Here is a 13,585-nt window from a genome sequence, read left to right on the forward strand (position 1 = left end):
TTTCATCGACGCCCTCCGTAGTCTTTATCTCATCAAGCTTCTCGGTGTAGGTGCAGTTTAGGTAGATGGGCAGACCTATCCTGTGCTGGGATTTCCCAACTTTTTTAAGCGAAGCCAAGCCTGCTGTCTGTGGCCCAGCTAGAACATTTTCCTATCCTAGACTAATCTCGGGTCCGGCACAACGCCTCTTAGGGCCTAAGCTTCCATTATCGACGAACAGGCCAGTTTAGCTGATTTGTCCTGCCGTTACATCTTCGCAATATTTACATCTTCTACCAACGGATTAGTAAACGAGTCAAAGCTTTCTGTCTCCGTAAGTTCGAATGCAAAACCGAAATTAGCAGCGGGATGCGCCAGCGCTTCCTTTCGTTTAAACCCTATCACTTTTACTGTATACATTCCTGACTTTACCTCGAATTTGAAACCTCGAAACAGTGTTATCCCGTCTAGTGTTTGGTAAGATATACTGTCTTTCTTGTCATACTCGCCTGGATCCCAATCGTCTAATCCATCAAGCGAGCCAACCCAGACGGCTGCATCAGTACCTACGTGTAAATTGCAATTGTCTAAGGTTAAAACCTTCTGCCAACCCGTATCAAAGATTTTTTCTGATTCACTTCCCACATCTACCACATACCGGGTTGAGTTAATCGTTGAAATTGGAATCCAAGCGCCTTCTTTTAATGAGGTCTCTATAAGTGGTCTGTTTTTGTCAAAACACTTATTGATCTTTTTTGATTTGATCTTCTTTTCGTTTATAAACTTATTAAACGTCTCTATAGACAAGCAAAAAAAACCGTATCCTGTTACTCTGACATTTCTTTCGTCCATGATCTATATGTGTTGAGGTTACTCGGGCCAGGAGATTTTACCCGCTTTATGTAGCTCCTGGAGTAAAATCGTCAAATAAGGCATCTTTCGTTCCTGGCAATTTTAGGAATCCTTTTTCGGGGAAGCCAACATAGGCTTTTTTGGCCTTGTCGAAAAAGTCATCCGTTGTACCGCCAAACGGCGAGCCATGATAAGGCACGCCTTCATCAATGAGGGTCCGGTGCAGGAGCTTGTGTAAGTCGGCCCTGTCCTTGTGCTGGTTGTAGAGCTCCAGCGGGGTGCCTAGGTGGTCGCACGGCATAGCCATCGGGCCGCGTGACGCTTATCAGCTGCCCAGCTCCGTCCCAGGCGTAATGCCACTGCTGGCCATTGGCCAGGCTCTTGCGCACCAGATTGCCTTCGGCATCGTACTGATACCGGGTACCGTCGGCCTCGCGCAGCTGCCCGCCCTTACTATACTGGCGGTCCGTACGCTCCAGGGTGCGGAACAGATTGCCTACCGCCTCGTGTTGACACAGCTCCTGCCCGCCGTCGGCGCTGGGTGCTGCCGCCCGCCAGAATGTGCTGGCTGGTGGGGCGGCCCCGTCCGTCACGGTTCCAGTGCTGCTGCACCCCGCCGCTGAGCGTGCGCTGCAGCTCCAGGCCCTGCTCATTCCGCTCGATGTTACTCAGGCACCTGCTTGCGCCTGAGTAACATCGCCTAAGGTATTACATATCTTTTAGTTACGGGAGTGTATGCCTTGCATCGGCTTTCTCTCATTCAGTTCTTCCCTGAGAGTGCGTTCTGTTTAGGAAAAGAGGCCTCGTTCTTTTTGAAGAATCCCAAATGGAATGGGTGACAAAAAGCATATGCCTATCGAGTAAACTTTCTTTCGCGCTCTATGCTTCGTTGAGCATGCTCTTCTAAACTGTAAAAGGTAAGTCCCACAAACTGTTCTTGCTCTAGCAGAGATTTTGTCTGCTCCGTACAAACGAGCACTTGCCAGTAAGCGGGCTCTTGCAAATAGAACAATGGTGGCACAGCTATTTCAGGACGAAATATTAGGTCCTGATAATACGCGTTGGGTGGCGTGTGCTTAGTTAATGGCTTTACCGGCGAAAGTATGTGCGGTGAATGGGCCACGTCTACTAGACTATTGTCGTCTTGAAACAAGCGCAGTAGGTAATATGGCTGATCAGTGAGAGGCTTGTTACCGGTGGATACTATGTTCAGGCTGCTTTCTTCGTAGTGCCCTGCTAACCAACCATGACCTTGCATGAAGTCCCGAAGGCGGGCAGATACTACCCACTGTCGCAAAATGTCAGAGAAAAGGTCGGCTCGGAAGCGGCGTAGTCCTTTGCAGACCATTAGCAATTGAGGTGGCAGCTGAAATTGGTCAGGTGCCGGCACACCGTCACGTTGTGGGTTGTAGCGGGACCAGGGACGCGAGTTCAGTGCTTCTGTAGGTTTCTTCTCGTTGAACTCTTCGGTAAGAGTGCGTGAAATGACCAATGGTAAGCCTGCCTGATCATCGGCTTGTGCAATTTTATCGATTACAAAAAACATTCTTTTTATCAAGGCATAATGGTGCAACTACCACCGCTGCGGCGGCTTAAACGTTTGCGCTCGGCCTTTTGCAAAGCGCTGATTTCTTTTCTTGCCTGAGTTTTTGTGATGACGCCGTTTTCAAATCTAGTGCGGGTTTGTCCAACACTGACCCTCATATCATCGATGATTTGTGGATGACTACCACTGTGATACTGATCGAATTTGTGGTCTATACCCGTCGCTTCATCTTTGGGCAAGTATACGCCGTTGGCCGGAGAGTCTTTTGGATTGTATCCTTTGGAATTGTGCACACGTGTGCCGTCACGATTGATACGGGCATGGGGTGCTTTCTTGCCTAGGCCAATGTCATCGAAAAAGTCCTGGTTATCGGTCCAGACCTAATGGGGAATGACGTGGTGGGCGCGGAAGTCACTTTGGGAAAAGGAGGTGTTACCCTTGGCATTTAACAGCGGGTTGCCCTGCGCATCCCGTGCGATAATGCCATGCGTACGACCAGCCTTGATCATCCGATTGCCCAGCGTGCTACTACCTTCGCTCAGGCCCAAGACATCGAGCTGGGTGAGCGGGTCGGCCACGTAGCTGTGCAAGGCCTCTACATCAGCCAGGCCGATGGGGGCCTGGCTGATGTAGAGGCCGACTTCGGGGTCGAAGTAGCGGAAGCGGTTGTAGTAGAGGCCGGTTTCGGTGTCTTCATACTGGCCCTGGTAGCGGAAGGGACAGTCCTGCGGCTTTCCCTGGCCCTGGCGCACGGCTCCGTAGCTGTCGAGCTGGGCCTGCCAGGTCTTGGTGCCCTGCTCGTTGTAGAGTTCCAGGGGCGTGCCTAAGTGGTCGGTCAGAATGCTGTAGCTGCCTTGGGCCGTGAGCTTGGCCATAGGGGCAAAGCTCTCTTCTTCAAACAGCCACGTGGTCAGGTCCTGTACACTCCCTGCCCCGGACCCGACTTCGAGTTCTTGCCACTCGTGCAGGGGCTTGTTGCCGTTCCAGACCCAGCGCGTGACTTTGCCACGGAAGCGCTTGCTCAGGCGCCGACCTAGGGCATCGTAGGTGAAGGTCACGGCATAGCCATCAGGGCGCGTGACTTGGGTCAACTGCCCGGCTCCATCCCAGGCGTAGTGCCAGGTCTGCCCCGTCGCCGTTTGCTTGCGGATTGGGGAGGCTGGGGATTAGCCTGGTCCAACAAATCTTTGCTCTCGTTCTAAACGCTCTTGTACAAAATCAGTAATGGTGTACAGATTAAAACCCAGAAATGCTTCCTGCTCTATTGCTGCCTTTATCTCCTCAGAGCAGAAAAAAGAACGCCAATAGCTACAGTCATCCAGTATGAACATCGGGGGGACTTGGGCATCTTGATGGAAAAGGAGTTCTGAGTAATAGACCATCGGCGGTGTATGCTTGGTCAGTGGTTTCTTAGGAGATATCACTTTCGGCGTATGCTCAAAATCGACCAATTCGTTATCGAATCGAAAGAAGCGAAGCAGATGATAGGACTTGTCGGTAATTGGCTTCTTGGTGGTAGAAAGCACCGTCAACTCACTTTCTTCATAGTGACCTTCAAGTAGTCTATGCTCTTTAAGAAAAGACAGGAATTGTGTTGAGACAATCCATTCTCTTAAATCGTCAAAGTAGACATCGGGTATAAAGCGTTTTAAGCCTTTGCATACCATGAATAATTTAGCTGGTAGGCGTAATTCTTCAGGCACCGATACCCCATTCTGCAAGCGGTTATAGCGGTGCCAATTACCCGAGTAAATCCCTTCCATCGGCTTCTTCTCGTTAAATTCTTCCGTGAAGGTGCGATGGATAGACGTGGGCAAACCTATTTTGTCCTGCGATTCGCGCGGCCGGTAGGCAACATAAAGCATGGCTAGAAAAATTAAGGGATTTGGATGCAGCCTGTGCCACTACGGCTGCTCAGGCGCTTGCGTTCAGCTTTCTGCAAAGCACTGATTTCTTTGCGCGCTTGCGTTTTGGTAATTGCGTTTGCCCTAAACCTATCTCGAATATCGGTGACAGAAGCTCCCATATCCGTAATAGCATCGGGGTGGCCGCCTTTGTGATAGAAGTCAAAGTCGTACCCAGGCCTACTGGCTACAGGAGCATCCTTCGGCAGAAAAACACCATTTTCGACGGCATCCTTCGGATTAAACCCTTGCAAATAATCCGGACCAGAGCCGCGGGGAAAGGTCCGACTGGCTCCTCTTTTTCCCAGGCCGATATCATCGAAGAAATCCTGGTTGGCAGTCCAAACCTTATGAGGAATGACGTGGTGGGCGCGGAAGTCGCTGCGCTTGAAGTTCGGAATATTGTGGGTATGGCCTGCTCGCTCTAACCGGTCACCGAGGGTAGTGCTGCCCTCACTGAGGCCGAAGACGTCGAGCTGGGTGAGCGGGTCGGCTACGTAGCCGTGCAATGCGCCCCCACCGGCCAGGCCGATGGGGTTCTAGGAAAAGAATAGCTCGTTGTGTGGTATAAGCCCTCTGTTTATTCACAGCCACTGGCATGCGCTTGCAAAAAAGAAGGCAATACGGTCTTTAGGAGAACTGCTTCTCCAAGTCGATTTTCATTTGGATGTACTCCTCCAGGGTGTAAAAGACAAATCCAAGAAACTGCTCCTGCTCCATAGCCCGCTTTGTCTCTTCGTCGCAGAAAAAGGAATAGAAATAACTTCGGTCATTCAGAAAGAAAAGTGGGGGGACCTTGGCCCCCTGCTGAAAGACTAGTTCCGGGTAGTATACGTTGGGCGGAGTAAGTGGCGTCTTCTGAATCGGAGAAACCACTTTAGGGGTTTTCTCAAAGTCGACCAAGTCGTTGTCGAAACGAAACAGGCGCAGCAAATAATATGGCTGCGTGGTTAGCTCCTTCTGGCTGGTGGAGATGACAGTCAACGCACTCTCTTCATAGTAGCCCTCAAGCAGGCCGCGCTTGTGCAAAAATGCTCGGAAACGCTCCGAAACGGTCCACTCCCGGGGCCGATCAGAGAAGAAGTCAGGGTTGAAGCGGCGCAGGGTCTTGACCACCATCAACAGCTTGGGAGGCAGGCGCAGGTGGGCAGGGACTGGCACGCCGTCGCGGTACACGTTGTAATCCCACCACGGACGGGGCACGGGCGAGTACATGGGTTTCTTCTCGTCAAATACCTCCGTGAACGTGCGTTCGATGTAGATGGGAAGGCCCAATTTGGTGTTTTGGACAGGGATGCGGGAAGCAACGTAAAGCATATAGTAGGAAAAGCGTTAGGGCATTATAGTACAAGCAACTCCGCGGCGGCTACTCAGACGTTGACGCTCGGCCTTCTGCAGGGCTGCAATTTCTTTTCGGGCCTGCGCCGCAGTGAGCGGGTTCGTTGGGTCATTAAATCTATCCCGAACGTTTTCTACCTGTAAACGCATCGCATCACTGGTTGCTGGATGTCCACCGCTATGGTACTGGTCAAAGCCGTATTTTCTGCCCACGTCTTCCGTACCGGGCAGAAACACACCGTTGGTCACTGCATCTTTCGGATTGACCTTGCGGCGGACATGGTTCAAGCCGATGTCGTCAAAGAATTTTTGGTTATCCACCCATACCTGATGAGGAATGACGTGGTGGGCGCGGAAGTCGCTCTTAGGGAAGTATGTGGCGCCTTTCTTCAAGAGCGGGTTCCCCTGGTCATCCAAAGCAATAATGCCGTGGGTATGGCCAGCAGCAGCCATGCGCCGGCCTAAGTCGCCACTGCCCTCACTGAGGCCCAAGACATCGAGCTGGGTGAGCGGGTCGGCCACGTAGCCGTGCAAGGCCTCTACATCAGCCAGGCCGATGGGGTCCTGGCTGATGTAGAGGCCGACTTCGGGGTCGAAGTAGCGGAAGCGGTTGTAGTAGAGGCCCGTTTCGGTGTCCTCGTACTGGCCTTGGTAGCGGAAAGGACAGGCCTGGGCCGCGCCCCGGCCCCGGTGCACGGCTCCGTAGCTGTCGAGCTCAGCTTCCCAGCTCACGCTGCCTTGCGCATCATACAAGGCCAGGGGCGTGCCCAGGTGGTCACACACGACGCTTTGTGCTCCGCTGGCCTGCAGCTTAGCCATGGGGGCAAAGGAGTCATCTTCGAAGAGCCAGGTGGTCAGGTCCTGCACCGCGCCGCTGCCAGGTCCGATTTCGAGCTCCTGCCATTCGTGCAGGGGCTGGTCGCCATCCCAGACCCAGCGCGTGACCCGGCCCCGGAAGCGTTTGCTGATGCGCCGGCCCAGCGCATCATAAGTGAAGGTCACGGCATAGCCATCGGGCCGCGTGACGCTTGTCAGCTGCCCAGCTCCGTCCCAGATGTAGGGCCAGTGCTAGTTTGTGGTCTTTGCTTGCCGGGTAGATTGCTACTGCCGTAGAGATAACATGACTCGCTTCTCCTGTTGTCGTAGCGCGCCTCGGTACGTGAGATTATATTACCATGGCTTGTCAAATGCTGTTACATATTCCTCTGGTGAAAGCAGAGTAGCTGCATAAAAATTATCGATGATTTTTTCTTTTAAATATTCACTTAATAGGAGGGATTCGCCATAAGTTATCTTTTCTGAAAAAAAGGCCTGCTGCTTTGTGCTGTTTATTATTCTTATGTCCTTATATAAATAATGGTTGCGTAAAGTATTTGACTCAACTTTAGTGTCACTAATAAAGTCTAAAAGCTTATCATCGAATCGGGCAATTCTAATGACGAAATATTCTTTTGTGCTGATGACATTTCCTTTGGTATCAATGATAGATGCCTTTGCAATTTCATAGCCTTCATTAAGACCATACTCTTGTAAAAAAACCAACAAGTTTTTTGATATAATTTTGTGATTTACATCTAGGGAGAAGAAATCAAACAATATCTCTTTATGCTTCTTGACGACGACAAACAAGTGGTCAGGGAATTTTAACTCTTTACTAGGGGGGGGGAATGGCATTAACTGGTGGTTGTAGTCGAGCCACGGCGCATCGGCTCCGTACATCGGCTTCTTGGGGTTGAAGTCGTCCGTGTAGGTTACATTTCCCCTGGCTGGAACACCTTTAGGCTGTTCAGCAGGCTGGCTGTACCAGATTAGTACTTTGGTCATTGGACAAAAATCTAGTGTCAGTTAATTAAGTTAGCCTATGGCATCCAGTACCACCGGTTCTTGTGTTGAGTTGTGCGTGTAAGTTTGTCTGTAGCTGTTGTATATCCAGCCTTGCTTGTGCGATAGTAGCAGGCGTTACTGGTTGAGCTCTAAATTGGGTGCGGATAGTTTCTACCTGCCTTCTAACATTTTGGCTATAATTTGTATGGCTTCCTTGATGGAAGCGTTCAAATCCATAGCCGTCTCCGAGAGCTTGAGAGTTTGGCAAGAAGATGCCATTAGAAGCACTGTCCCTTCCTCGCAATTTTATGTCCTTGAAAAAACGTCTGTTGACAGGGTCATTCCAAATTTCTTCAGGAATAAGATGATGGGCTTGCCATTCAACTGCCTTATTGGCGGTAGTGACCAATCCACTGTGCGTATGGCCTCCTTTCATTAGGTTCTGTCCTAATGTATAGCTACTCAGGCCGAGTATATCTACTTGTCTGTTGGTATCATCTACATATGCGTATAGGCTCATTCCTCCCCTAATTCCGATGGGGTCTTGGCTAATGTAGGTTCCAGTTTCTGGGTCAAAATAGCGGAAGCGGTTGTAGTAGAGGCCCGTTTCGGTGTCCTCGTACTGGCCTTGGTAGCGGAAGGGGCAGTCCTGGGGTTTACCTTTCCCTGCTCGTACGGCTCCGTAACTGTCGAGCTGGGCCTGCCACGTCTTAGTGCCCTGCTCGTTGTAGAGCTTGAGTGGAGTCCAGGTGGTCGCACACGACGCTGTAGTTGCCTTGAGCCGCGAACTGGGCCATGGGGGCGAAGCTCTATTCTTCAAACAGCTAGATGATAAGCTCCCCGGCGCTGCTGGCTTCCGGATCTACCTCGACTCTTGCCACTCGTGTAGGAATAGAATAGATAGGTAGCACAAATTCAGTAATAGCCTCATTATTCGCGTATCGCTGCACACACTTATTAAAAGGCTTGCAACGATACGCGAATAATAAGGTGATAATATTATTTTGATGAAAGGTCAGATATGCATCAACTATATTTTGCTTATGCTATTAAAGGTTGGTATTAAGCTGGGGGAGTGCTATTAAGTTTTTCAAAAAAATCAGTAAAATTATTTGCTAAAAGATACACGTTCTGGTATTTGGCTGAGACGGGCATGGGTGTGCCAGTTTCATCCTCGTAATCTTCCTCGTCCCACTCCATTTCATGATCCCACCAATAAACCTTTTGATAGTTATCAGGACCTACAGATATACATAGCTGGTTGCCCAGACCATCGTCAGCGAAAGGAACAAAACCTTCGGGCATTCGCTCACGATATCTTTTTAAGGTATCAATAATGGTAAGAGTGCTTTTTTTTGTTCTTTTTCCGTAAAACATTGTCAAGCTGGAACCTGAAAAAGATCCATTAGGTATTCCTAATTTTTCATCATGTACGTATTCGGGCTCCTGCTTCATTGGCTTAAAAGAGACAGAGTTTAGGAATATACATTCGCCGTAAGTAGTCAAGAACTGATTGTAGTCCGGAGGCAAAACACCATTTGCTTCCTTCTCAAGTAATTCAACTTCTTGTTTGTTTAGAGGATAAAATTGATCCTCAATTGGTTTTAACCCCCCTAGGCGTTTGATTTCATCTTCAATGGCCATCGTTGTGTTTTATTAGTGGAGTGATTATTAACAGCTTTTATTTCTAAGGTCGCTGGCGCCACCCGTATGGCGAACTCCACCATGCAGTTTTGTCGGCACGATCTGAACTGAAGTGCCTGCGGCATGGTGTGGAGTTAACTCTCGTTCGGAAAGCCATTCTTTGCCTGCAGTTTGATTTGCAAGATTGTATTTATCCGCTACAGCTTTATGTATCAAGGGCATGTCTGTGTCGTGTACCCCTGTCATATTTGGCACGTCTATGATATCAACGGAGTACGCAGCAAAATCAGGGGAGCCTTTTACAAAGGGAATCTTGCTACCTTCTGGTATCCCAAGAACATCATGATTATTGGGGATGAAATCTGAGTGCCCTGGTACTCCAGTCCAAACGCCATTCTTTGGTAAGCGCCAGCCTTTGGGTTTGGGGGTACCCGGCTCCCAAGGCATCAGCCCAAATACATCTACCCAGGAACCCGGATTGGAAACGTAGGAATAAAGTTTTGTTCCCCCTTTTAGGCCAATTGGGTCTTGACTAACATATTGTCCTGCTTCGGGGTCAAAATAGCGGAAGCGGTTGTAGTAGAGGCCGGTTTCGGTGTCTTCATACTGGCCCTGGTAGCGGAAGGGACAGTCCTGCGGCTTTCCCTGGCCCTGGCGCACGGCTCCGTAGCTGTCGAGCTGGGCCTGCCAGGTCTTGGTGCCCTGCTCGTTGTAGAGTTCCAGGGGCGTGCCTAAGTGGTCGGTCAGAATGCTGTAGCTGCCTTGGGCCGTGAGCTTGGCCATAGGGGCAAAGCTCTCTTCTTCAAACAGCCACGTGGTCAGGTCCTGTACACTCCCTGCCCCGGACCCGACTTCGAGTTCTTGCCACTCGTGCAGGGGCTTGTTGCCGTTCCAGACCCAGCGCGTGACTTTGCCACGGAAGCGCTTGCTCAGGCGCCGACCTAGGGCATCGTAGGTGAAGGTCACGGCATAGCCATCAGGGCGCGTGACTTGGGTCAACTGCCCGGCTCCATCCCAGGCGTAGTGCCAGGTCTGCCCCGTCGCCGTTTGCTTGCGGATCAGGTTGCCTTCGGCGTCGTAGTGGTAGCGCGTACCATTGGCTTCACGCAGCTGCCCGCCCTTGCCGTAGCGCCGGTCCGTGCGCGCCAAGGTGCGGAACAGGTTGCCCACCGCGTCGGGCTGGCGCAACTCCTGCGTGCCGTCGGCGTAGCGGGCCCCGGTCAGGTTGCCTAGCACATCGTAGCTGTAGCTCGTGGGCCCGAGCAGGCTATCCTCAAGCTGGGTGAGTTGATCCACGTCCTGCCACTGATACTGCCGTCGGCGCTGGGTGCTGCCGCCTGCCGTAATGTGCTGGCTGGTGGGGCGGCCCCGTCCGTCGCGGTGCCAGCGCTGCTGCACTCCGCCGCTGAGCGTGCGCTGCAGCTCCAGGCCCTGCTCATCCCGCTCGATGCGGCTGAACCAGGCACCGGCCCGCGCCTGGGTAACATCGCCTGTGGCATTGCGCTCCAGCGTTAGGTCAGCCCCCAGGGAGGAATGCAACCGAACCCGTTGGCCCCGTGGGTTATAGGCCGACGAGACCGTATGCGCACCTTGCGTTTCACTGAGGACCCGGCCCAACACGTCGCGCTCCAGCACCACGGTGCTTCCGGCAGTGCGGGCTTCGAGCAGGGCCCCATCGGGCCCGTAGGCGTACGTGATGGGCGCTTCGTTATTGTGCACTACGGCCAGTACCCGACCCACCGCATCGTAGTTGTAACGGGTAAAGCGGCCGGCTGGACGAAGCACTTCTGTTACGCGGCCCGCTGCATCGCGCTGGTAGTGGCGGGTCAGTCCGTCGAAGCCGATTTCAGTGACCACCTGCCCGGCCGCGTCCAACTCAAAGCGGTACTGCTCGCCCTGTTCATTCTGCACACTCGTCAGTTGCCCTTCCGTGTTGTAGGCAAAGGCAACCTGCAAGCCAGCCTCGACACGCGCAGCCAGCCGATTCAGGCCCGTATAGCGAAACTCCAGCGTCCGCCTGGCATCTTGGGCGCGCAGCATGTTGCTTTCCCCATCATAAGTAAAGATTTGCTCGGTGCCGTCGGCCTCGCGCACGGCTACTAATTGTCCGAGCAGATTGTAGTGCTGACGCCGCACGTTGCCGCGGGCGTCGGTCAGGTGCGTAAGCCGGCCCAGCTGGTCATACTGGTACGAGCTAATCTGCCCGCTGGCCGTCATGATGTGGCTAATATTTTGCTGCCTGTCGTAGCGCAGATGCGTAGTTTGCCCGGCCGCGTCCGTCAGGTCTAGCAGCTGGCCCTGGGCATTGTAGGTATAGTGGGTGGTAGCGCCGGCAGGGTCCATACTGGCTACCAGATTGCCTTTTGCATCATAGCGCCACTGCCATACAGCGTCGTTCGGCTCGGTCAACTGCTCCGGCAGGTCCTGCTCGTTGTACTGGGTAGCAACCCGAGCGCCATCCGGATACGTGACCAGCGTCTGATTGCCGCGGGCGTCGTACTCGTAGCTGGTAGCTTGCCCCAGCGCGTCGCGTTCCAGGGTCAGGTCCGTGTCGTCGTTGTAGATCCACTGGCGCACGGCTCCCAGCGAATCGAGCATAACCACGACCAGCCCGTTGCGGTGGGTGTAGTGTTTGGTGTAGCCTACCGAGTTGGTCACGACCGTGTACTCCTCGCTTTCGTAGCGCAGCTTCGTGTCGTAGATGCCCCCGTCGCCCCAGGTGCGCAGGCAGCGGGCCTCGGGGCCGGTGCCGTCGTAGCGGAAGTAGAAGCTCAGGCCCACCCGGTTGGTTTCGCGCACTAGCAGGTGGTGCTCGTAGGCAAAGGTCATGGCATGGCCTAGGGCGTCGGTGGTTTTGACCATGTCGCCGGCTGCCGAATACTCGTAGCGCACGACCACGAAGCTGCCAGCTGCTCCGGGCTCGGGTAGGGGAGCGTGGAGGGCCGTCAAGCGGCCTAGGCTGTCGACATCCGCCCGGAGCCGACGACCGGCGCTGTCGGTGATGGTATCCAGGAAACCTTGGGGGTGTAGGCAAAGCGAATGGCAAAGCCATTCTGGTCTTCCACCGCCTGCAGCAGATGCGCCTCGTTGATAGCCTGCGCAGCAAAGACGTACCAGAGCCGCTCCTCCTTGTTCCAGATGCGGTAGCCTTGATCGGCCTTGCCGAAGGCTTCCAGCTTTTCCGTGCGGTTAAAGCTGCCAGACTCCCCGACGGGGGCAGCAAACAGGGCCAGGCGGCCGTCAGCCATGCGCAGGGCCAGGGTGCCGTCGTCTTCCACGGCCAGGGCTAGGTCGTAGCGGTGGTGCCAGCCGTGGCCCAGGGCTCCGCGGTGGGTAGAGCGCGAATACCAGATTCGCTCCCAGACGAAGGGAATGGGGCCGGGCAATTCAAAGTCCACGGCTTCAGTAAACACCAAGCCAGCCGCTACGTCCACGGGGTGACCTTCCCGGGTACATTTTTTCGGCCCGGCGCAGTCGGTTACGGCGTCGAGCTTTTTAGCTTTTTTGCCGGCCTTGGCGGCGGCTTTCTCGGCTTTGCGGGCCTTTTTAGCGCCGGTGAGCACCTTGCCCATGACCTTCATCTTACCCGCCGCCGAGCGGGCGGCCCGGCCGGCCAGGCTCATTACGTGGCCCTCCACATCGGCCAGGCGGGCGGCGCGGCTGGCCATGCGCGCCACCCGGCTGGTCTTGGCCGCCGCGTTCAGGGCCGCACCTGCCCCAGCCGTGCCCACGGTCAGGCCCACTTCGAAAGCTACCTGGCCCGTGACGTTGCCCCAGTCCCGGGGCGACATGTTCTGCAGCTTGTCGCCCACCTTCTGCCAGTTCTCGCCGTTGCTGGCCCACTCTGCCGCGTTGCTCACGCCTTGTTTGGCGCTGCTGGCCGCGTTGGCCCAGTTCTGCGAGTCGCCGGCCCATTTATAGGCATTCGTGGCGCCTTCGCCAATGGCCTTGGCCGTGTCCACGGGGTGGGTCACGGCATTCCAGCCGCCCTTGGCCATGCCCCACAGGCCTTCGGCCAGGCCTTTGCCCCCTTCCCAGACGCCTTCGGCCACCCCGAGCTGGAAGCGGCCCACGTCGCCCAAGGGGCCCAGGGTTTGCAGATACTCATCGGCCTGGTCGGCCAGGCTTTTTTCGGGGGCGGGCGGCGGCGCGCAGGCGGCCTGGGCGGCGGCCATACTGAAGTGAATGCCGACTTTGCCGCCAAGGCCGCACTGCAGCTTGGAATCTTCCAGCAGCAGGTGGGCCGGGCCCAGCTGCACGTCATTCTTGACCGGGCTCCAGGTAATGGGAACCACCAGGCAGGGCATCTTCGTGATGGAGCACACGCCCATGGGCGGCACGTTCACCACCGGTATCTTGTCGAGGTCAGTGGCCAGGTTCTGGCCGTAGATGGAGGTGCGCGCGTTGAAGGTGACATTAAAGGTCGCCGGGAGCGTGCCCTTGTCACAGGTCAGAAAAACGCCGGCGGGAACATATTTCTTGGCCATAAGTAGTCGAA

The 13,585-nt window shown here is 54.1% G+C and carries 14 protein-coding genes; all 14 read right to left on the reverse strand.

Annotated features, from left to right (window positions below):
- Nucleotides 1–246 precede the first annotated feature (246 nt).
- Entirely contained in the window at nucleotides 247–831 is a 585-nt protein-coding gene (locus tag MUN80_RS12505; protein WP_244724598.1) for a hypothetical protein, read from the reverse strand.
- A 206-nt stretch (nucleotides 832–1,037) separates the two neighbouring features.
- Complete coding sequence (locus MUN80_RS12510) at nucleotides 1,038–1,424, reverse strand: RHS repeat domain-containing protein (protein ID WP_244724610.1); 387 nt, start codon at nucleotides 1,422–1,424, stop codon at nucleotides 1,038–1,040.
- 260 nt (nucleotides 1,425–1,684) lie between these two features.
- A complete protein-coding gene (locus tag MUN80_RS12515) occupies nucleotides 1,685–2,377 on the reverse strand; it encodes an Imm43 family immunity protein (protein ID WP_244724613.1) in 693 nt (230 codons plus the stop codon).
- Between the two features lie 8 nt (nucleotides 2,378–2,385).
- Nucleotides 2,386–2,670 (reverse strand): AHH domain-containing protein, encoded by a 285-nt coding sequence (locus tag MUN80_RS12520; protein WP_244724616.1) that lies wholly within the window; start codon nucleotides 2,668–2,670, stop codon nucleotides 2,386–2,388.
- A gap of 87 nt (nucleotides 2,671–2,757) precedes the next feature.
- Nucleotides 2,758–3,528 carry an RHS repeat domain-containing protein gene (locus MUN80_RS12525; protein WP_262922073.1) on the reverse strand — a complete coding sequence of 257 codons (771 nt, stop codon included), beginning with the start codon at nucleotides 3,526–3,528 and terminating at the stop codon, nucleotides 2,758–2,760.
- 15 nt (nucleotides 3,529–3,543) lie between these two features.
- Entirely contained in the window at nucleotides 3,544–4,242 is a 699-nt protein-coding gene (locus MUN80_RS12530) for an Imm43 family immunity protein (protein WP_244724621.1), read from the reverse strand.
- An 11-nt stretch (nucleotides 4,243–4,253) separates the two neighbouring features.
- Nucleotides 4,254–4,790, reverse strand: coding sequence for an AHH domain-containing protein (locus MUN80_RS12535; protein WP_244724624.1), 537 nt, complete (start codon nucleotides 4,788–4,790; stop codon nucleotides 4,254–4,256).
- Nucleotides 4,791–4,911: 121 nt separating this feature from the next.
- Nucleotides 4,912–5,598 carry an Imm43 family immunity protein gene (locus MUN80_RS12540; RefSeq protein ID WP_244724627.1) on the reverse strand — a complete coding sequence of 229 codons (687 nt, stop codon included), beginning with the start codon at nucleotides 5,596–5,598 and terminating at the stop codon, nucleotides 4,912–4,914.
- A gap of 15 nt (nucleotides 5,599–5,613) precedes the next feature.
- On the reverse strand, nucleotides 5,614–6,675 hold the full coding sequence (locus tag MUN80_RS12545) for an RHS repeat-associated core domain-containing protein (protein ID WP_262922074.1): 1,062 nt from the start codon (nucleotides 6,673–6,675) through the stop codon (nucleotides 5,614–5,616).
- 114 nt (nucleotides 6,676–6,789) lie between these two features.
- Nucleotides 6,790–7,443: an Imm43 family immunity protein gene (locus tag MUN80_RS12550; protein WP_244724644.1), complete on the reverse strand. Its 654-nt coding sequence runs from the start codon at nucleotides 7,441–7,443 to the stop codon at nucleotides 6,790–6,792.
- A gap of 25 nt (nucleotides 7,444–7,468) precedes the next feature.
- On the reverse strand, nucleotides 7,469–8,263 hold the full coding sequence (locus tag MUN80_RS26195; RefSeq protein WP_375373981.1) for an RHS repeat-associated core domain-containing protein: 795 nt from the start codon (nucleotides 8,261–8,263) through the stop codon (nucleotides 7,469–7,471).
- A gap of 242 nt (nucleotides 8,264–8,505) precedes the next feature.
- Entirely contained in the window at nucleotides 8,506–9,087 is a 582-nt protein-coding gene (locus tag MUN80_RS12555; RefSeq protein ID WP_244724646.1) for an SMI1/KNR4 family protein, read from the reverse strand.
- 27 nt (nucleotides 9,088–9,114) lie between these two features.
- Nucleotides 9,115–12,036, reverse strand: a complete 2,922-nt coding sequence (locus MUN80_RS12560) for an RHS repeat-associated core domain-containing protein (protein ID WP_244724649.1) — start codon at nucleotides 12,034–12,036, stop codon at nucleotides 9,115–9,117.
- Nucleotides 12,037–12,041: 5 nt separating this feature from the next.
- Nucleotides 12,042–13,574, reverse strand: a complete 1,533-nt coding sequence (locus tag MUN80_RS12565) for a DUF6531 domain-containing protein (RefSeq protein ID WP_244724652.1) — start codon at nucleotides 13,572–13,574, stop codon at nucleotides 12,042–12,044.
- Nucleotides 13,575–13,585 lie beyond the last annotated feature (11 nt).

The sequence above is a fragment of the Hymenobacter cellulosivorans genome (genome assembly GCF_022919135.1).
GTDB classification, from domain to species: Bacteria; Bacteroidota; Bacteroidia; order Cytophagales; family Hymenobacteraceae; genus Hymenobacter; species Hymenobacter cellulosivorans.